13 protein-coding genes are annotated in these 20,442 nt (G+C 45.0%); 10 read left to right on the top strand and 3 right to left on the bottom strand.

Features of this window, described 5'->3' with window-relative positions; translation table 11 throughout:
* Positions 1 to 126 precede the first annotated feature (126 nt).
* The 10 genes from CSQ79_RS20340 to topA all read left to right on the top strand — a co-directional run bounded on the left by CSQ79_RS20340 (position 127) and on the right by topA (position 17,652).
* Complete coding sequence (locus CSQ79_RS20340) at positions 127 to 3,651, top strand: hypothetical protein (protein ID WP_099702968.1); 3,525 nt, start codon at positions 127 to 129, stop codon at positions 3,649 to 3,651.
* Between the two features lie 178 nt (positions 3,652 to 3,829).
* Positions 3,830 to 6,151: a coiled-coil domain-containing protein gene (locus CSQ79_RS20345; RefSeq protein ID WP_099702969.1), complete on the top strand. Its 2,322-nt coding sequence runs from the start codon at positions 3,830 to 3,832 to the stop codon at positions 6,149 to 6,151.
* A 205-nt stretch (positions 6,152 to 6,356) separates the two neighbouring features.
* Positions 6,357 to 6,914 (top strand): hypothetical protein, encoded by a 558-nt coding sequence (locus tag CSQ79_RS20350; RefSeq protein ID WP_099702970.1) that lies wholly within the window; start codon positions 6,357 to 6,359, stop codon positions 6,912 to 6,914.
* A gap of 83 nt (positions 6,915 to 6,997) precedes the next feature.
* Positions 6,998 to 10,264 carry a putative type IV secretion/conjugal transfer ATPase gene (locus CSQ79_RS20355; protein ID WP_099702971.1) on the top strand — a complete coding sequence of 1,089 codons (3,267 nt, stop codon included), beginning with the start codon at positions 6,998 to 7,000 and terminating at the stop codon, positions 10,262 to 10,264.
* Between the two features lie 8 nt (positions 10,265 to 10,272).
* A complete protein-coding gene (locus CSQ79_RS20360) occupies positions 10,273 to 11,061 on the top strand; it encodes a hypothetical protein (RefSeq protein WP_099702972.1) in 789 nt (262 codons plus the stop codon).
* 81 nt (positions 11,062 to 11,142) lie between these two features.
* Positions 11,143 to 12,225, top strand: a complete 1,083-nt coding sequence (locus tag CSQ79_RS20365) for a hypothetical protein (RefSeq protein ID WP_099702973.1) — start codon at positions 11,143 to 11,145, stop codon at positions 12,223 to 12,225.
* Between the two features lie 63 nt (positions 12,226 to 12,288).
* Positions 12,289 to 13,011, top strand: a complete 723-nt coding sequence (locus CSQ79_RS20370; RefSeq protein ID WP_099702974.1) for a hypothetical protein — start codon at positions 12,289 to 12,291, stop codon at positions 13,009 to 13,011.
* A gap of 2 nt (positions 13,012 to 13,013) precedes the next feature.
* A complete protein-coding gene (locus CSQ79_RS20375) occupies positions 13,014 to 14,633 on the top strand; it encodes a TrbI/VirB10 family protein (RefSeq protein ID WP_099702975.1) in 1,620 nt (539 codons plus the stop codon).
* Between the two features lie 20 nt (positions 14,634 to 14,653).
* Positions 14,654 to 15,502 carry a hypothetical protein gene (locus tag CSQ79_RS20380; RefSeq protein WP_099702976.1) on the top strand — a complete coding sequence of 283 codons (849 nt, stop codon included), beginning with the start codon at positions 14,654 to 14,656 and terminating at the stop codon, positions 15,500 to 15,502.
* 17 nt (positions 15,503 to 15,519) lie between these two features.
* A complete protein-coding gene (gene topA / locus CSQ79_RS20385; protein WP_099702977.1) occupies positions 15,520 to 17,652 on the top strand; it encodes a type I DNA topoisomerase in 2,133 nt (710 codons plus the stop codon).
* Positions 17,653 to 17,714: 62 nt separating this feature from the next.
* Here the strand turns inward: topA and CSQ79_RS28200 are convergent, their stop codons facing one another.
* The 3 genes from CSQ79_RS28200 to CSQ79_RS20405 all read right to left on the bottom strand — a co-directional run bounded on the left by CSQ79_RS28200 (position 17,715) and on the right by CSQ79_RS20405 (position 20,214).
* Positions 17,715 to 17,867 (bottom strand): hypothetical protein, encoded by a 153-nt coding sequence (locus CSQ79_RS28200; RefSeq protein ID WP_289501370.1) that lies wholly within the window; start codon positions 17,865 to 17,867, stop codon positions 17,715 to 17,717.
* A gap of 656 nt (positions 17,868 to 18,523) precedes the next feature.
* Positions 18,524 to 19,462, bottom strand: coding sequence for a ParB/RepB/Spo0J family partition protein (locus tag CSQ79_RS20400; RefSeq protein ID WP_099702978.1), 939 nt, complete (start codon positions 19,460 to 19,462; stop codon positions 18,524 to 18,526).
* A complete protein-coding gene (locus CSQ79_RS20405) occupies positions 19,459 to 20,214 on the bottom strand; it encodes a ParA family protein (protein ID WP_099702979.1) in 756 nt (251 codons plus the stop codon). The genes CSQ79_RS20400 and CSQ79_RS20405 overlap by 4 nt, the downstream gene beginning before the upstream one ends.
* Between the last annotated feature and the right edge of the window lie 228 nt (positions 20,215 to 20,442).

Raw genomic sequence — 20,442 nt, forward strand, 5'->3', positions numbered from 1 at the left:
CCAAAAATACGGCTGTTATATTGGTATTGCTGAATTTAGATTTTGTTATCGAACTGACTTAGTTATGTTTGGTACTTCTTCTCAAGAATTGACGCTTGCAAGTTTAATGTAAGTTTTAATACTTGTATGGCGATAACTAAAGTTTTAGCTGATGGTAGTCTGAGCGTACCTGTTTTCGACGCATCTTACGAAAACGGGAAAGGGCGATTTTTATCTGAACCATTTACCTTAAAGCACTCAATTCTGGCTCAAATGTTTTCGCCAGAAGACTTGAAGTCTTTGGTGATGGTTAAAGTCGACGATACTAATCCCAATCCCGATCGCCTTCGCAACCGCACTTTTGAAGACGGTCAGAAGCGGTTCTTTGCATTTAGTTCTGGGCAAAACTATTATTTTGCTAGCAAGAACTTAAGAGATCGAATTCGAGATTTTTTTCAAACCGAGCCAGACACCGCTTGTCGCTACGGGTCATTGTTGACTAGCGATTGCTTTAAAGGTACTCAAACCTTTGAAAACCTGCGGGTCAAAATTGTCGATCGCCAAGACCCAAAGTATGCAGAGTATAAAACAGGGGATTGTCACGGCAAAATTTCTCCCAAACTGGCGAAGGTATTAGGTGCGAAGACGAACGCACCGTTTCAATTTCGCTTGGCTTGGAAATCAGATTGGGCTGTTGATGAAAAACTAAACCTACCCAGTTTTCTATCGAAAGGGACATTTCTGCCTGATCGCAATTTGACTGAAGGAAAAGGGTATGACTTGATTCTGGATATCTCCTCGATCAAAGGAATTGAAAAGTCCCAACTGAAAAAGCTGATCCCCTGTGGAGATTACGAATTTCCTCAAGCCGTGCTGGGTAATCGCTCCAATGCCAAAGTCACCCAATACAACAATAGTTGGCAGTTCACCATTTGGTTTTCTGAGGATGCAATACGGCAGGACTTTGGACCTGTTACGCTCAAAAAGGCTCAGCAATTAGCTTCCTTGCAGCGCGACACCATCGCTTTAGCCAATCACATTGTCGCAGAGTACGACAAAAAACAGGGACGCGATCGCGCCTTTGGGAATCGCAGCCAATCTGAAGAGTTGGATTTACAAATTGAAGACTCAGATTTAGATGAGGACGTATCTACCAAAGAGCAGGAAGCCCGAATAATTTGCCTGCTTCGAGCAGATAAGTATGGGCAGCTTTTGGATGCGCCAAAGGTTGCAGATTACCTGCGCGATTATGTAGCTAACAAATGGCGAGACCTAGCGGTTAAGACTGGATTTACACACAGCTCTGGTATGGCGATGCCAGCTCCAGAACTAAAGCAGGGAAAGATTTGTGCGCCTCACCTGCCAGAAGGAGACACTATTGTTACTCGCTATCCAATTGTTTCAAGAGATAACATTCGGCTCTATAAAAATGTCCATCATCCAGAGTTAGTAAAGACAAAAAATGTAGTTTGGATTAACCCATTGGATGCAGAGAAATATCACCAGGCAGACTTTGATGGAGACCAGTTAATTGTCACGTCTGCTATTAAAATACCTAACATTGCTAAGGAGGTGCGTCGAGCTGGAGAACCTGCCGAGTTTATGGAAGTTAAGCAACGCCCAAAGCTATCTTACATCGATGTTTTAGATGAAGAGGGAAACCGCAAATACAAGAGTTTAGCAGAGGTAGCGGTTGCTAGCAGCCAGAACAAAGTAGGTCAAGTAGCACTTGCTATTGGGCGAGTGCAATCCTCCCTACCTAATGAAAATGAAAACCCAGCTTTATTTGAACGCAAAAAGCGGAAATTATTAAATCGTTTATTTGCTGGATTACAAATTGAAGTTGACTATCAAAAAAGTGCAGAACGAATTGAAGATGTTAAAAAATTAGAAGGAATTTCAGACTTTAACGGTCATCGGTTACTAGACGATGCTAAAAAGTGGGCGGACGCTCATCCATGTCACTTTTTTAAATTTTATAAAGATGACCGAAGTTATCGCACCTTTACTATTCCTGCTGAAGAAAAAGCCGCAGTTAATGTTATTCCTAGAGAAGTAGTTAATCCTTTGTGGTCAGCGACTCAAATTCGGAACCGCAGCCGTGAAGAATTTCGTTATTTATTTCCCAATCCTATGACTGAGGGAGCAGATGAAGATGAAATTGACTATTGGAAAGAAAATTACTTAAATTGGGCAGAAGAATTAAAACTTAGGTTTGAGGAGTCTCGCAACGAAATCAAACAAAGAGTTGGTGAAGACTCAGAAGTATTTAATAAAGAACTCGGTAGATTGTACGATTCCTACAGAGCAGAAATTGCAGAGCTTTTTGTCGAACCAGAAGAACGCTCTGCTGCTGCCAGTGCGCTTTGGTATAGCCAGCACAGCAGACCAGAACGTAGAGGAGCCGAAGAAACGTGTCTTAAAATTGCTAAAAAGCTGAAGATAACTTTTGGGTTAGAAGTTGATTACGAATTGCCTAACGAAGCGCTACCTCGCGATGCTTATGTTCTCAGCATTCCCTTTGGAAATGAAGCACTGAAGTGGAAGCAGTCTTTGGATGAACGGGAAATTGAGTATACGGCAATTATCAATTCCGAGCTGCCAATGGTTGATTTTGTGTTCAAAGATTTATCTTCCAAGGTGATTGAAAAGTTAGAAGCAAGATATGGAAATAACTTTAACGGCTCAGAACAACTTAATTTACCCGATAAACTGTGGATAGTTGCACCACAAAACTATAACTGGGCAATGTCACGCACTCAACCTGGTGTTGGAGCTTTAGTTTATAACTTGTTTACCGATGAAATCTGCCAGCAACTTGAATCCACGCAGATCGATCAGATTCAAGTTTTAGGTATTAAACATAATGAATTTGCCGCAGAGAACTTGAATTCGCGTCAGTGGAGAAACCAATCTATTGACTTTAAGGTTGATACGCTTAAGTTAGAGCCAGATAATCCCAATTACTACCGTTACAATGGTACTCCTGCTATTGCTATTGACGGTAAGATTTTAGGCACTTTTTCACCAGAGACACCAAAGCTGCCGATTGGGTCAACTTTCAGCAGCACTATTGAGCCAGAAAGATCGAAAGTTACGTTGCACGTCGATCCCGAATCGGTTTGCTTACCAGTTATTGCGATTGCCTCTGGCACTGCGCTCCGCGCAATCGCATCCAAAGAAGAATCAAAACAAGCCGATTTTCCATCTCCTCCAGAGCGATCAAGCGACGGAGCCAGTACTAACTTTAGCGAGCAAGTTCATAAACGCCAGATCCGATCCCAGAAAAAGGAGTCTACTGTAATGGACAAGCTCATTGCTGGTGTATCTGCGGCGTATGTACAAAAGTGCTTGACTCAAGGAATCGAGCCAGACCATGAGAAGCCAGTCCGAGTTGGAGTGGGAAGTTGGGATGCTTATGTCGAGGCATCGGGTGACACGCGGATTCGCGGTGGGCTAGAAGGTGAAGCTAAACGAACGATCGCTCAGTTTAATTTACACACCGTTGCAGTAACTCATCCTTTGTCTCCAGTGCTAACCAAGGCGTTTGAGCAGATGTTAAAGCAATACCAACGGCTTGATCAACAGCAGCCCTCCAAGTTTACACGCACTTTACATTCTTCTTCAGAATATCAAAAGTTTTTGAAAAAAAAGCAAACTGAATTGGATTAGACTTGGCAGTGTAAATACTGCTTGCTAAAGTATTATTTATAGCAAAAAGAATAAATAATAAAGCAGAAAAAGACTCATATTTATTGGCTTCAAATATGATGATTCCTACTAGGGTCAGCCATAGCCAAGCTGGTATCTAATAGAAACCTATGTATTTTAATATTTAGTATTTGCTGATATGACAAAAGCGAAAGCATCAAGTCATTCTGGTATAGGTCGTCGTGTTCAGAAACAAAAACCTTGGTCAAACTTGACTGACCCTAAAAAGCTCAAGCACATTTCTAAATTAGTCGATAAAGCCCTTGAAACCGTCATTGGAGACGGTTCTATTTCATCATTGCAAGATTTTAAAGAATTTGTAGAGTCTTACAGTGAGGAACACAGCAGTCAACCAATTGCAATGGAGCTGTGTGAAGGTACAGATGGAGAAATTAGAGGCTTTCGGTTCTACCTCATCAGTAACCCCAAAGAACGCACTAGTGGTAAATATTTGGCACTGAACCTGCAAAAGCATGGGGTAGAAATTGATGAAAACAAATACACCCCCTCCGCAATTCTGGAGAGTTTAGGAATTGATGATGAGTTTGAAAGTGACGTTGAAGAGTTAGAAGAGTTTGAGAGCGAAATAGAAAATAAGTTTGAGAGCGATCGCGACGATCTCGATTTGGAGCTAGATGACGAACCGCTCGCCCAGACTGCTAAACTGCCCAAACAACGTCAAGCTGGAAAACAGAACGGTAAAGGCAAATCTGCTTTGAAGCAGATGGAAGACTTTAAGCAGTCTATCTCAGAGGATGAGTTAGACGATCTACTCGATGACACAGACCTAAATCTAGAGGTAGACGAACTGGCTCCTACACCTGTTAAAAGTGTTACTAAATCCAAATCGAAATCTAAGACCCAACCGAGCAACGGTAAGCGCCAACAGGATAACGGTAAGTTTCAAGACCAAAAAGATGACCGGAATGAAAAACCATCGCTCAACGGTCAAATTGTAGTTGAAGAAATTTCAAATATGGGTGCTAGAGCTGCGGTGTCTGGATACGAGGTCAATGGCATCAATGTTGCTGGATTGGCAACTCAACTAGCAGCGTTAGGGCTTGCGGTTGGAGAAAACGTTTTTAAATCATTGCAGAATACTGATTCTAAACAACAAAAGCGTCTCCAGCAAATTCTAGATTTAATTCAGGAGCAGGCTGAACGAACTGAAGGGCTGATTCAACGAGAGCAACGATTGCGATCGCCTTTGGCGCTGCGCGAAGCGCAATCGTTTAATGCTATAGAACCTGGAGAAACCGAGTTAACACAAGCAGATAAAAGAGCAAGTCGCATTCTAGAAACAGTAGAGAAACAGGATCGGCGAACGCAGCAGCTTGCAGAACGAGCTGAACAACTACAAACAGCCGATCGGTCTGCTCGTACTGTTGACGATGATGAGCCTTCAACTGAGTCTGCTGAAACTTCCACTCCTAAGCGTCAGGTGCAAAATTCTCCAGCAGAAAATGCGGTTGAGGATAGCATCGGTGCAGCCACAAATCAACTGGCAGATAAAGTCAATCAACTGGGCGATAGTTTGGACGCAACATCGACACCTCTACCGCCCATTAAGCTTAACCCCAATGCCAGCCTGGACGACAAACTGACTCAAATTGAAGAATACCTCAATCGACTTGTCAAACGCATTGATGCTTTAGAGGAACGGATCGAAGCCCTAGAGCAACAAGCAGAGATCGACAAAAGCATCGAAGAAAAGTCATTGCAGGAATCGTCAGAGGGACGCGCAGCTAACTCACAACAAACAACAGTGGCAAACGCCCTTATGGCATTCGTTTACTCAGCACACACTGAGAACGCAATCCAAAGCGAGGATGTGCTGTGTTGCTCGCTACCACCCGATCAAACAGTCTATGTAGATCGGGTTAGCACCGAGTTCATCAGTGTTTCCTTAAAAGACAAAGCCGACCGCCAGCTCTTTACAGCAATTAGTGGTGATGGCTCTAGCTGGAAAGTGTTGGAGGATTCGCTTTCTGCTAGGGAAATAGACAATATTCGCATCTTGCCACAGACCCCTGAAGCATTTGAGAAACAGCAGCTTGCTCAGGAGTTTGTTGTCAATTTCAAACAGCATTCCCCAGAATTTTTTAACGGTAAGGGCGAATCTGGGTTTATATTTACCGATGAAGAAGGAGTAAATAACTATGAATTTGAAGTAATGAAATCTAAGAACCAAAAAAGCTTAGTTGGATATGACTTGCTGAATGAAGGAGAGCAAGTTTTCAAAGCCATACTTACTCCTTCTGAAAAAGGTTCTAAATCAGAGTATTACAGAGTTGAACAATGCGATATTCCCACCCCAATCTTGGCATTGTTAAATGAATCTTTGGTTTTAGAGGCAGAAGCGGAGCAAGAACAAAAGCAAGACCTAGCTAAAGAGGCTTCTAAACCCGAGCGAAAGCCTACTCAATTACGTCATTATTCTGACAAAGAAATCGAAATGTAACGCAGCCATTTCTTAACAGCCAGCCTCAGCCCCTCCTACACTTCGAGAAAGGCTTTCTTTACCTTACAGGAAGCTTACGGCGATCGCTTCACCGTACATTGTTCTTTCTACGAATAGAATTGAGCGGCTTCTCGAAAAGCTCGAAGGCTGGCGATCGCTATTGCTAGAAACAAATATTTTAACTATTAACAAATTCGAGGAGATTATGACTCTCATGCGTTTCACTACCTACACCAATAAGCGTAGATTTAACCGGATTAATCGGTTTGATGTAATGTTCATCGTTCTGCTGCTTGCTGTAACAGCTTACTTACTGATTCAAGAGCCTTTGATGGTGGCTATTCTCGGCTGTGCGAGCATTGTTTACCTGGGACTGTACAACATAGGTCGTGCTATTCCGTTGGTTGAAAAGTGGATTAATGCCAAAATTCGATTCTGGCACGTTGCTACAGCAATTATTGGAACTACCTGTTTATTTACACTATTCGATGCTCCAGCTCATGCACTATTTTTGAGCGGTCTAGAAGACTTTGTAGGTGAATTGGTTAATGCCTCTAACTCCGGCGTTGATGCTGGAACAGTAGGGACTGTATTTAACATGATTCGAGCTATCTTTTTGCTCCTTGTTGTAGCAGCAGGCTTATTTGCTTACAACCAAGCCCAGCAGGGAAATGACTGGCGACCCATTGCAACTCAAGTTGCGCTTGCCTTTGGTATTGTCATCGGTTTAGACATTATTACGTTAATTTTTACGGGTGCCTAATTTACAAACTAGGCATAAGAACTAGGAAGCAAACTTTGAATTTGATTTTTAGTTAATTCTTCATCATCTTTCTTCATAGCAACATGAATTCAGCGCCAGAAAGAGAATTTATTCGGTTTAATAAAATTCTCGGTAAAGAAGCTAGTATTGGTCCAATTCCCGCCAACCAGCTTATCCCCTGGATAGCGATCGCTATGGTGTGTTACACCATCACCAATGGATTTCTCAGTTTGGGAATTCAATGGTTCTTTGCCACAACATTTTGGCTGATTCTTAGCTGGTGGATTTTAAATGGCAATAAACCATACAAATTCATCGACCAGTTCAAAAGACCGCCTGGAAAAGATTGGTGCAACGGCAACAAAATTTATATTTCTCCCTTACCTCAAGAGCGACCTAGATGGATTCGCCAACGCTACAGCGATTCAGTTGTTCGAGTGCGTCTAAAGCCTAAAGTTGTGCCAAACCAGTATCAAGGGAAAAGTATTTTTATGCCATTCCAAAATGATGTTAATCTCTGTTGTATTGCAGAAATAAAAAAAGATAATCGAGAAGTTTCTGCTTTTTTATTAGAGCAGGGTAAAGACCAATATCAAGTGGTCTTCATGTTCAAACTAGAAGGGCTGCACGATGTACTGACCCGCAATGAAGTGTCGGGCTTTGCTGACCAAGTAACTGAAGGATTTAAGGGAATTCCAGCAAAAGAGCGAATGACCTTCTGTCTGGGGTGCTACAGCGAAGACTTAGAGCGGCAGCAGCAGTTAGAGGACTTGGCAGACGATTGCCAACTCGCTCCAATTGCAGTTTTGCTCAGAAACGAGCAGAAGCGGGTACGCGAACTAACTGTTAAAGGGACTCGCCAAGTCTGGCAGCAGTATATTTTTTGTACCTGGACTGCTAGCAACACTGCTGAGTCCGCTCACTCAGATTGGTGGAGCAAGATTGAATCCAAACTTAAGTTTGGCGTACTTGCTGCGATCACTGGCAACACCAAAGTCTACCAAGAGCAATTCTTCCAAAAACTGTTCGTCAAAGCTTTCCAAGAAGGATTCATTCCTTGGGAGTTGTTACTCACAACCAAGATGGGGTTAAATACCACGCCTTGCACTAAAACAGAAGCTTGGCAGTGGTTGTGGAATCGTTTCAACTCTGGTACGGCTCCAGCAATTCCACAAGTCATCACATTGGAAGAAAACAGCGATGATGGCTACAAGCTTTATGAAACCAAGACCACGGAAAAACATAGCGTTACGGTTTTGATTGAAGGGCACAATGGTGAATCTGCTTGCCCAGAACATCGGGAGAGCCGAGACACTGTATTCATCAGGGGTAGAGGCGTGAATAAGCAGTGCGGTGTTGTAGTCATGGAAGAACCACCATCGGGATGGATTTCTGCTAGAGAGCAGCTCCGCTGGATGTGGAAGTGCATGAGTGCTGGATTTATTCGAGACACCGAAGCTTGGGTCGAGATTTCACTTGCGAATAATTTTTTGATTCAGGACAACCTAGCACGGCAAGCTAAACAGACTAAAGCCGCCAAAACTAGGGCTTTTACCAAAGGTGCAGGTCGAGATGTTGGGGCAGAGATCAAGCAGGAAGAATCGTTTGATGCTCAAAGGCGATTGTATGAAGGCATGAAGGCATTGCATTGTGCGCCAGTGTTTTTAGTTTTTCGAGAAACTCAGGAAGAACTCAACGTTGCCTGCAATGCCTTCGCTAACAACTTTGACACGGCGAAGTTAATTCGAGAGCGCAACATCGCTTGGGAATTGTGGTTGCAAACTCTACCGATTACTACCAAACGGATGTTGCACAGTACAGATGTACTTAGTAGCGAACGCCGTCTTACCCCTGATACCCAGACAATTGCCGGATTTTTACCGCTGACTTTGCCTAAAGCGATTGATCGGCGAGGGGTGGAGTTTGTCAGCGACCGAGGCGGCAAACCGATATATATCGATCTGTTTGATGGTGGAGCAAAACGCTTACTGGTGACAGGAACTTCTGGCTCTGGAAAAAGTGTAATGGTGTGGCGCTTTGCCTTAGAAGCTGTGGCGAACAACATTCCTGTAGTGGGCATGGACATCTCCTCTGGAGGCAATAGCACCTTCAAAACTGCTGTGCAGCTCCTCGGCGATCGGGGCGCATACTTTGACATCTCTAGAGGCAGCAGCAATTTGATGGAACCGCCGGACTTGCGTCGCTTCAAAAAGGAAGAGCAGCAACAACGCATGGAAAGCTGGAAGGAATCTATCCTTAAAGCACTGTTGGCGATCGCTATGGGTAAGGTTAACAGTCCTCACCTGGCTCAGCGGGTTGAAGCAATTTTGCGTCTCACGTTGGACGTGTTCCTGCGCGAACCGGACATTGTTGACCGCTACAACAGAGCATTTGAGCAGGGGTGGAAATCTCAAGAGTGGCAGCAAATTCCTACGTTAGCTGACTTTACTCGCTACTGCACCCGCGAACGATTAAACCTGCGATCGTTTGAGGATCTAGATCGGCAGGCAATCAACCAAATTAACAGCCAGATCTCTGCACTGTTAGTCTCTCGCTTGGGTAGAGCGATCGGCAGACCTAGCACTTTTTCACCGGAGCCAGTAGTGAAGTTTTTCGCCCTCAGCGGTCTGACAAGCGAGCAGGATGCGTACTTGATGGCAATTAGCGCTCATGCAGCGTGTATCCGAAATGCCTTGTCTCACCCCCAGAGTTTGTTCATTGGAGATGAGTTGTCAGTACTGCTTAAAAAACCTGGTTTTGCCCAGATGATCGGTGAAACTTGCGCTACAGGTCGTAAAGACGGCATTGCCGTATGTCTAATCGGACAAGACCCCGACAGTTTCTATGACTGTGCAGCAGGTCCTCAAATTATGCAAAACCTTAACTACAGGTTGACAGGGTGCATTACCTCAGCCGCTGCTTTATCTTTTCAAAAACTGCTGGGATACGACCCTGCAATTATTAGCCAAAACGCTACCGAATCCTTTTTACCGCGCCGGAGCGATCTCTTCTCCTACTGGCTGATTGAAAAGGATGGACGGTTTTGGAAAACTCGGTTCTACCCTGGTGAAATGATGCTAGCTGCCGTTGCTAACAACCAGGACGAGCAAATGGCTCGCAACCGAGTGATGGTGAAGTATCCCGACACCGTGCTGGGCAAATTGCAGGGACTTGCTGAATTTACCCAGGCTTATATCCCAGCACTTAAAGAAGGAACTGGGCTGAAGCAGATCGGGATTTCTGCGATCAAAGGCTCCGCTATACCAACTGTTACACAAGCGTCCGAGTGCGGTAGTGCATTGATAGATGTGGCAATGCTTTCGGATAGCGATCGACCTCTAGCCGCGTAGGAATTTCTATGAAACTAACACTAAAACCACTAAAGATCGCGAGCGTGGGTACAGCAGTAATGTTTATTACTCTTGCCCCTCTGCCCCAAGCAGCCGCTACCACGCAGTCGTCTACCAGTAAATCCCCTACACCCCTTAAAATCGAGGATGTTTTCGATCGAGTCTCATCTCCGTTTAGTGGAATTGCTGACTTTTTTACTAACATTTCTGGTGCTGTGAGCGCAGCTCTCAGCGATGCTATAGGGGATTTTGGTGTTCCAGATTTAGCATCAGTGTTGGAGCAGTTGGAAAACACTCCCACCTCTAGCGATGAAGGTGCAAAGCTTTCAGAAGCTCTAGAGAATCGACAAAGCGGCAATGGTTCTTTTGCCATTCGCTCTGACCTTGCCAATCAAGCTTCTCGACGGACTGCGCTTGCTGTGATGAATGCTGCCACGTTGGGCAAAGATGCTCAACAGCTGATGGTGCAGCAAGCGCAGATTGCCCAGCGAGCCATTGAGGAAAATGCGCGGTTGGCTGAGGAATCCCAAAATCTTGATGTCACCCAGCAGATCATGCAGAACTTGTCTCGACAATCTGCTCTTGAGGCACGGGTGAATCAACAACTGCTCCAAGAAGCACTGCAAGCACGGGTAGACCGCTCGATTTCTAACACTCTTTCCGCCCAAATTGCCGAGGAAGTATCCGCTGCAAATCTCGCAGACCGTCGGCAAGAAATTGGCTCAGCAAACATGTCTATCCAACACACAGGATTGATTTCGTTACCTGGTGGTTACTACTTAGGTGCTGGCAATTAATTGCTAACTAGCTGATCGGTAATGGGCTTGAAGTAAATGTACACAGGAATCTAGAAATTTCTAGATCAAAGGTAATAAACAATGGGAGAAGATGGGTTAATCACTGGAGAAAACAATGCCTTTCAAATTGTCAGCCAGTCGATTGATTTAGCACGAAATACAGCTGAGGCTTGGAATACTGTTTGGGGAGAGACGTTTGATAGGTTAGACGGAGGACTTTGGGGTGGATTAGTTAATCTTGGACTAGTTTTAGCCGCAGTTTCAATTTTATTTGTTGCTGTCACTACAGGACGAGAAATTCTAGAAAAACACTCCTGGGCTGAGCTGGTTCACATGTTCATCTGGCCCATCATCATTGTTATGTTTTTGGGAAACAACGGTGCACTTCTATCGCAATCTATCCAGATGATTCGAGGCTTTGCACACGTTCAAGTGATGAGCGTTTTGGAGGTGCAATTAGGAGAGTTAACTTTTAGGAATGCCATTTCGCAAGTTGGGATCAGTTCGGCGGCTCGTCAAGCATTGGAAAATCTCTATAGCGAATGCGAAAGATTAGTGGGAGACGAACTTCTACAATGCTGGAATGAAAAACAAGAGCAGGCAGAACAAATTTTAGCCGAAGCAGAAAGGCAAGCAGGGGGTCCACTGGAACAGCTGAGAAGATTTGTTGGTGGGCTGGTGAATGCAGCAAATGAAGGTTTAGGAGAATACGTTGGTGCTGTTTTACGAAGTGTCTACGTACCGTTCATTCGGATGCTGCTGGTTGCAGTTCAGTGGGCATTTGTCAACATACTAGAAGCGTCTTTGTTGCTCACAGCATTATTTGCACCGATCGCAATGGGACTCTCGCTTTTACCCTTGCAAGGTCGCCCAATTTGGGCTTGGCTGACTGGATTTATGAGTTTGTTTGGAGTTCAGCTTGGCTATAACATCGTCGTTGGTTTGGGTGCAGTTGTTGTCGTGAGATCGGGTGGAGAACTGATTACAGATGTGGCGTTTTTAGCCTTTTTAAGTATTTTTGCACCAGGACTGGCAGTTTTAATTGCAGGTGGCGGTGGTATTGCTCTCTACAACGGCGTTAGCAATAACGTCAAAAGCGTCATTGATTTTTCTAGCAACACCATTGGTGCAGTGACTCGACTGGCAGTTAAAGCTATGGCATAAGTGACTTGACAGAAATAAACGGCAGACGTTCATCTCTTAAACTGTGTCAAAGATTCATTCTATATGAAAATTCAACGAGCGCAAACCACATTATTAACCACTGAATCTAAGAATTTCCTAGCACTGCTCCAGTTAGGCATTCTAAGTCTGCAAGTCTTAATATTTGTCTTTATTTTGCTGATTGCTGGGCGACAAAATCAACTTGCTCGTCGTCGTCCCACAATGGCACAGCTCGTCAATGGAGATACAGTTTATATCTCTGAAAAAGACCGATACTGGCGCTATCCGCAGGTCATCCGGAAGGTTGTCAGCGATTGGACAATGCTGACGTTCAATTGGGAAGGCAAAATTGCAGGCAGCGATAAAACTGATGAAGGGGTAAAGGTAGACGATCGACAGCGAGTTCCTACTAACACCTGGTTTGCTTCTGTACTGCTAGAAGATGACTTTGCCCAAGCTGCTCTCAAAGACATTGCACAACTAGTTCCTGCCGATGTATTTACAGGGCGAATTCGTAGTGTGGCGATCGTCAACCACGTTTCTGAGCCGCGTCAGATTGCCCAAGGGCGATGGCAAGTGGATATGGTATCAACTCGGATATTAATTGACCGGACTGGAAAGAGCGAGCGCCTGCCATTTAACCGCACTTTTACCTTAGAGGCTGTTGAGATTCCTCATTCTCCTTTGGGTAGTGATGCATCGCTCGTTGAGCAAAGGATTTACGAGATTCGCTCCGCTGGGCTACAGATTATTAACATTGTCCCCTTCGAGCCAAAAGGGTCTTAGATATGTCAGAAAACCAAAATGAACCACTTTCTACTAACAATGGTCATGCTAACCCAACAGCAACCAGTACGGTTGAACCTGTTACTGAATTAGACGCAGATGCGCAAAAGCAGTTGGCAGGTTTGACTGAAGAAGAGCTTTTGATTCCTGACCAATACATTATTAGTCCAGATTCTCCACAATCTGAAAAATCTAGTAGTAATCCTATAGCTAAAGTCGGGTTTGTAGCGATTCTTATTGGTGGAGTAATGGGACTATTAGCACTTATTTGGTTTTCTTTGTTTGTGCCTAAACCTAATAGTAAGCAGGTTAAAGTCGAACCTAGACCAACCGTGACTCCTCAAGCATCTTCTGAAGATGAAAATGCACGACTAAAAAGCAAGTTGGCGTTTCAAGACCAAAAGAGCACTCTAGAAGAACCTCAACCTGTTGGTACACTTTCATCTCAGCGGGCAAAAAATGCTACTACTCCAACAAGACCTACAACAACGCCTGCTAGACCTACAACGCCGACACCAGCACCACGTTGGGTGAGAACATCACCACCACCTACACCAGCACAAATATTAGTACGAACACCACCAACCCCAGCACGAACGCCAGCACCGACGCGATCGCCGGCTACCGAGCCTATCGATCCATTCGAGCGTTGGAGTCAGCTTGCTAGTCTAGGTCAAACCAAGGCTGAATCAAATATTGAGATTACAAAGCTCTCAACCTCCTCTACTGATTCTACTGACTCTCCTGACTTATCTCAAACCGCCTCATCAAGTTCTTCTGACTCTAATGCCGCTTTTGCTAGCGTGTATCATGCGTCTGAAGGGCAGGTTACTACCTCCTTAGTGTCAGATACGCAACTCCCAAGTGTGGCGATTGGAGCGGTAGGAAACGTTTCTGGTACTTCTGTTGGGACTCAAGGTATTTTATCCCGAACTCGGTTCCAAACTCAGCAACAAGTGCAAAAAACTGTGCTCCCTGGAACAATTGCCCCTGCTCTAGTTGCAATGCCGATGGTTTGGGATACGAGCAGCCAAACGCGAAGTCAGGACAAGTTACCTCAGCGATTTACAGTAGAGTTGATCGAGCCATTATTGGCAGAAGATAGGTCTGTGGCATTACCCGCAGGCACAGTGTTTGTGGCACAGGTTAGTTCAGTTAGCGAAGGAAACAATGTGGTATCAGCTAGTGCTGTTGCTGCGATCTACCGAGATGGAGCAGGAAATTTGCACCAACACGCGCTACCTGAAGGAGCTATTTTGATTCGAGGTGAAGGCGGTGGCACCTTGGTTTCTAAAACCCTCAACAATTCAAGGGGAGCCGTTGTACGTCAAGACTTGTTGATTGGCGTATTAAGCGGTCTAAATAAAGTGGGAGAGATCGTTAATAGACCAAGATCTCAAACGATCGCAACAGGGAGCGGGTACAGTCAAATTACTATCCAATCCGACCCGCAAGTTTGGGCGGCTGCACTAGAAGGAGTATTTGGGGTGACAGCCGAGCGGTTGAGTGAGCGTTCAGACCAAACGATTAAAGAATTACTCCGTCGCCCGAACGTCAAGGTTTTAGCAGCAGGAAACTCTGCTTCTGTAGTGGTATCGAGTTTTTTTCAAGTGATGCCGTAAAAGAAGGGGGTGAAGCAACAATGAATCAAAACACGATAATTTCTACAATTCCTACACTTTTAGGTGTTGCATTTTTAGGAACTGGAATACTGGTAGCTTCTCCACAAGTTATCATCGCTGGGCCTGCATCAGCTTCTACAAACTCATTTCAGCCTGCTGCTTATCGTACCGTGAGCGATCGAGCAGCAAGACAAACCCTATCAACAGTTGAAATTGCCCCAGGGCGGACAACCGCAATCGACTTCAGCCGCACGAATCAAACGATTGCTTATGTGTTATTGGGAGACTCTTCGAGGATAGTTTATACTGCTAATGCCCAACTTGGTTCAGCCCAAGTCAAAATATTGTTCTTGCGTCAGATCAAGCAGCTTCAGTTTCCAGGTGCAACGACTGCACCCATCACAACCCTAAGCGTGCAAACAATCGATCCAACTGGTCAACAATATTTGTACACGTTTAACCTGGTTTTGACTGCCCGCTCTCAATACGTTGGGCTAATGGTAGTTGCCGATACTCCTACCAACCGACCGGAGCGACTAGTTGTTAGTCGCGATCGCACTGCTACCCTAACTGATATAGAATCAGGGCTGACTATTGCTATCCGTAAGGGCTACACCAGTCGCCAAGATCCAGTAGTTAACTCAGTTAGGCAGTTTCTAGCTTTGGCACGTAACGGGAGCACAATAAAAGAAGCAGCAAACCAAGCCAATGTATCTTTGTCAGTTGTCACAGCTTTGGCTGAAATAGCTTTAGATGAAAGGCTGGTGCGATCGCTGCGACCTGTGGCAAATGCAACACACTCAGAGATGGCGAAACCAAAAGAAGCGCTCGCTCCTGATTTACAACCTACCACGCAAGTTGTGAAGTAGTATGCTGGTTCAGCACTATGACGAATCTTTTAATTATTGAGAGTCCAGGTAAGTTAAAAAAACTCAAACAAATCCTTGGCAGTAACTGGATAGTCAAAGCTAGTATGGGTCACGTGCGGGAGTTAGCTTTGGACGGAGAAGACGCTTTGGGCTTTGACCTGGAAGGGGACTCTATCCAGTGCCGCTACGAACCTAGAGGCCCACGGGGTAAGAAAATTCTGGCAGAACTAAGTCAGGCAGTCAAGCAAGCTAATACCGTCTACATTGCCACTGACCCCGACCGCGAGGGAGAGACCATTGGTTGGCACTTACAGCAAGCGTTGCGGCTGAAGAATCCTCAGCGAATTGTCTACAGCGAAATTACATCCCAAGCGGTCAAAGCAGCGATTGCCCGTCCGCGATCGCTCGATCTGGCATTGATTGCTGCAGGGCGGGCGCGAGATTGCTTGGACAAACTGGTGGGTTATAAAGGCAGCAAACACGTAGTCTGGCAGCTCAACATTGGAGCTAAGTCGATGGGACGGGTGCAAAGTGCCACGCTGCACCTGCTGTGCTTGAGAGAAAAGGAAATTCAGTCCTTTAAACCCCAGGATTACTGGAGCGTATGGGTAGAATACCAAGAAGGCTTTAAAGCCTTTTACCGAACCAAGCTCAACTCCACCCAGCCCACTTCCCAAGAGCAGCCTGATGACGCAAAAGAAAGTAAGGAAACCCCAGAATCTGACCGAGTGACGAGTCAGGCGGAGGCAGACCGACTGGTAGCGATCGCCCGCTCCCACCCGCATCAAGTTGTGACTGTGGAAGGCAAAATAACTCATCAATCTCCCCCAGCTGCCTTCACGACTTCTACTCTCCAACAAGCGGCTGGTGCAAAGCTGCGCTTCAGCCCAGAGCAAACCATGAAGGTAGCACAGTCCCTCTATGAAGCGGGCTACATCACCTACATGCGAACCGATTCTGTAGCACTGGCAGAGGAATTTTGCGCGTCCGTGCGTCAATACCTGGAGCAGCACGATCCTGTCAATATACCTAACAAAACCACCCATCACCGCTCCAAAGCGGGCGCTCAAGAAGCACATGAGGCAATCCGTCCTACCGATGTCTATCGCACACCAGCACAACTGGAGTCTCAAGCGAGCGCGTCAGAAGCCAAGTTATACGATTTGATTTGGAATCGAACCGTTGCTTCTCAGTGCCAAAGCGCCCGTTTACGTAGAACTCGCGTAGTGACACAATCGGGTTCAGCCTACTGGGAGGCTAGGGGTCAGGTTTTGGAGTTTCCTGGCTACATCCGCTATTGGAATAACCTTAGCAGCGACACCCAACTCCCTACCCTTCAGCAAGGACAATCGCTCAAGCTCAAACAAGCTCAAGCAGACAAAAAACAAACCCAGCCGCTACCCCGTTACACTGAACCCAAGCTCGTGCAATTGATGGAGCGAAAAGGGATTGGCAGACCTAGCACTTACGCCCCCACAATTAAGACGTTGAAGGAACGGGATTACGTGCAGGTAGCCAAAGGCAAACTTCAGCCGACTGCTCTAGGAATGGAGTTGGACGCTGCTTTAGAAAAGCTACTGCCAGACTTGATTCAGCCAGAGTTTACTGCTCAAATGGAGTCAACACTCGATGCGATCGCTCAGGGTCAGCAGGACTGGCAGATGTATTTGACAACTTGGCATCGCACTTACTTTGCTCCTGCTCTTGAAAAAGCTAACCAACAACTTGGCGCTAACAGTTCCCACCCAAAAGATCGGGCAAAAACCAAACTTCAGGCAGAAGTCACTCAAATTTTCTGTGCCCAGTGCGGTGCGGCAATGAGCAAAATTCCTTCTCAGTCCAAGAAACTGAAAGTCGATCATTTTCTCAAGTGCTCTACTTCTGGATGTGGAACAGTCATGTTTTGGAATCCAAGTGTGAAAAGGTATGAATTGCCTTATACCCAACGCCGACCCAGTCCGGAGACATTAACAGAACTCCCGTGTCCTGTCTGTGGTGCTTTATTAGAGCGCTACAACTATACGAAAGAAGAGAAAGTTAAGTTAATGCTACGGTGTTCGATTGCAGAAAATCGGCGAGGCAAATGCCAGGAGGTTGCGTTTTTTGAGGGACAAGATGGCTTTTGGTCGCCTAAGTTTGGGAAATTGTAATTAAATTTAGTCTTTAAAACTAAGTTACGAGCTATCAAAATTTCATAGTTTGACAAAGAATTTTATGCTTTAAGATAATATAAAGGTTTTGTACTTACACCTTCGTTAGATGAAGTTTCGCGTTTGACAGTAAAACTGGCGATCGCCCATGACTCAGCCCAAAATTCACCTGCTCGTAGGCATTCGAGGAGCGATTCTCGTAGTGTTCCATACAAATGCCAAATGCTGGCAATTTCAGATTATCAGTTTTCAAGGCGTGGTATTTAGCGAACAGAAGGTTTATTACACCGCTGAAACTGCTGAGCTTGTAGGCAGGGGTTGGATTAGGCAGGGCAGATAAATGTATTGAATGACTCAGTAGTTTTGAGCAATTTGTAGAACCTAACTTTATTGTTGTTATGTAGAAAAGTTAGGCTCTACACAAATGTTGCTCGAGACGAAAGCTGTCCTTAATACTTCACCTCAGCAACTCCTTGATTTGACAATACTCCTAAATTTAGCAAGTAAACCTCCTACGCCTCTAAGAGCGATCGCTCTTACTTGATCGCGAAGCTTGAGTTCTTGTAACGAGTACGGGTCTGGTTTTTTTCTTCCTTTGCGGGGAATCGTCTTTCGCGCCAGATGGTGGACGACAAATCTCGCAGTAGAGAGTGCGGGGACCGTCAGAATCCCTCTCTGTCAGTTGGTTGCATTGCTGGCAGATAAGCTTGTACAGACGGGTGTGGATTGTACGCTCGGGTGCTCGAATTTTGTATTCTCGAACAAAAACCTTCTTTGAAGGTACAGACTAGAGAAAAGCTAAATTTTGCTTGGCAACGACTATATTACTCTTTACTGATTTGTGTTAAATGTTTTAGAAAAGCAACAAATGTCAATCTTGAGAAAAAAGCTTTTCTAACTCAGCTAATAGCTTCTCTATTTGCTTCTGTTTTTTAGGATTTTCCCAAATTTTTGATTTTTTGGCAAGGCGATAGGCTGCATCCATACGGTTTTTGAGTGATGACGATTGACTGCGATCGCTCTGATTTGCACCGCAATCTATTATTTGAGCAACTCTTTGTTTGATTTGAGTTAGGGAGAGGTTCTCTGCGATCGCTGACTCTAGTAATGCCTGACGCTGCCCTAAATCGTTAACTTTAGCGATCGCTCTAGCCTTAGTATAGGCAATCTGCCCCAGATGTAGGGCATCTAAAACTTCATCCGGTAAATTCAGCAATGGTAAGCGATTGGTGCGAAAGCTTTCTGGCGTGAATTTTCCTACTGTGTTAAAAACCTCTTGCACCAACTGCCAGTCCTTGCTGTGGATAACGTTATCCACAGAATTACGTTCGGGGTGAGCAGCTTGATTGAGCAAAGCGATCGCCGACTCGGATGTTATATTTAGTTTTAACGCTATGAGTTGTAGGATGCCTTCTGTTTCTTCAATTGGGTTTAAATCTTCGCGTTGTAAGTTCTCCAGCAGGGCAAGCTGCAATGCATCATTATCTGTTAACTCCCGAATAACTACAGGAACTTCTTCTAGACCCGCTGATACAGCAGCTCGATAGCGCCTTTCTCCAGCTACTAGTTCATACTTATCGTCTAAGAGCGGACGTACCAACATTGGTTGGAGAATCCCATGCTGCCTGACTGACTCTACTAGCTCCTGCATAGCCGTAGGATCAAAGTAGCGACGAGGCTGCTGCTGGGGCAGAGCAATTTGGGAAAGTGGGAGAATTTCTGCTGCAACTTCCGCTACAGGTAGTTCTCCAAACAAAGCATCGACTCCTTTTATTTGATAGGGCTGAGAGCGTTGTTTTCTGACACTCATGACATCACCTCCAAGTTTTTGGCAATTTGATTGAGGAGGCTAACCGCTGGATGTTTAGCATTGTAGAGGGCAAGCGGTATGTGCTCTTGTGAAGCATCCGCAAAGGCAACTGACCGAGGAATGGTTGGATAAATTTTCCCGATTTGGGATAAATGCTCTTGAATTGACTGTAAACTCATTTCGCCTTGTACAGTCCGAGAATCATGCATTGTTGGAATTACGCCAGCAATTTTTAGCTTGCGATTGGCGCGAGACCGCACGCGACCAATTGTATTTAACAAAAGTTCTGTTCCTTTTAGGGCTTTGTACTGCGTCTGGATGGGAATTAAGACATGCGTCGAAGCTACTAAGCTGATATAGCTAAGAATACCGAGGGAGGGGGGACAGTCTATCAAAATGAAATCGTATTGTTTCAGAATCGGCTTTAGCGCTTCTTTGAGGCGTACATCCCGCATATCTGCCACTACCAATTCTAGTTCTGCCCCACTCAAGTTAATGTTGGCAGGAGCCAAATCCATCTTGTGAATGTTCTTATAGATTGGTAGCTGTTCGCCAATAACAATCGCTTCATACACTGTGTTGCCTAGTTCTGATGGCTCCAAGCCCATAAATACGGTCAGCGATGCCTGTGGGTCCATATCAACGAGCAAGACTCGCTGCTGCCGTTGAGCCAAATGGTAGCCTATATTCATTGTCAATGTACTTTTACCTACTCCCCCTGATTGATTAAACAGCGTAATTACCCTACTCATTGACTTCACATATCAAGTTTGGTTTGACAAAAGCATAACCCAACTCAGTTATGCAATATCTTTTTGAGTATAAGTTAGCTTAGCAACTGAGAAAACTGGAAACTCCCTCTAACGGTAGGAGCAAAGAGTCATGAAACTTCCTATAAAACAGTTTAGGTGACTGAAGAAGCTTAAGGGGTGATAAACAGCTAGGGACTAAACTGAATCAACTTTATAGCTCTCAAACCT

This window comes from Gloeocapsopsis sp. IPPAS B-1203 (genome assembly GCF_002749975.1).
Lineage (GTDB): Bacteria > Cyanobacteriota > Cyanobacteriia > Cyanobacteriales > Chroococcidiopsidaceae > Gloeocapsopsis.

What these genes read in the sequence shown, in the direction of transcription:
- CSQ79_RS20375 (WP_099702975.1), top strand. Translation starts at nt 13,014, where the DNA reads ATGTCAGAAAACCAAAATGAACCACTTTCTACTAACAATGGTCATGCT.
- CSQ79_RS20355 (WP_099702971.1), top strand. Translation starts at nt 6,998, where the DNA reads ATGAATTCAGCGCCAGAAAGAGAATTTATTCGGTTTAATAAAATTCTC.
- CSQ79_RS20350 (WP_099702970.1), top strand. Translation starts at nt 6,357, where the DNA reads ATGACTCTCATGCGTTTCACTACCTACACCAATAAGCGTAGATTTAAC.
- CSQ79_RS20365 (WP_099702973.1), top strand. Translation starts at nt 11,143, where the DNA reads ATGGGAGAAGATGGGTTAATCACTGGAGAAAACAATGCCTTTCAAATT.
- CSQ79_RS20380 (WP_099702976.1), top strand. Translation starts at nt 14,654, where the DNA reads ATGAATCAAAACACGATAATTTCTACAATTCCTACACTTTTAGGTGTT.
- CSQ79_RS20370 (WP_099702974.1), top strand. Translation starts at nt 12,289, where the DNA reads ATGAAAATTCAACGAGCGCAAACCACATTATTAACCACTGAATCTAAG.
- CSQ79_RS20360 (WP_099702972.1), top strand. Translation starts at nt 10,273, where the DNA reads ATGAAACTAACACTAAAACCACTAAAGATCGCGAGCGTGGGTACAGCA.
- topA (WP_099702977.1), top strand. Translation starts at nt 15,520, where the DNA reads ATGACGAATCTTTTAATTATTGAGAGTCCAGGTAAGTTAAAAAAACTC.
- CSQ79_RS20405 (WP_099702979.1), bottom strand. Translation starts at nt 20,214, where the DNA reads ATGAGTAGGGTAATTACGCTGTTTAATCAATCAGGGGGAGTAGGTAAA.
- CSQ79_RS20340 (WP_099702968.1), top strand. Translation starts at nt 127, where the DNA reads ATGGCGATAACTAAAGTTTTAGCTGATGGTAGTCTGAGCGTACCTGTT.
- CSQ79_RS20345 (WP_099702969.1), top strand. Translation starts at nt 3,830, where the DNA reads ATGACAAAAGCGAAAGCATCAAGTCATTCTGGTATAGGTCGTCGTGTT.
- CSQ79_RS20400 (WP_099702978.1), bottom strand. Translation starts at nt 19,462, where the DNA reads ATGAGTGTCAGAAAACAACGCTCTCAGCCCTATCAAATAAAAGGAGTC.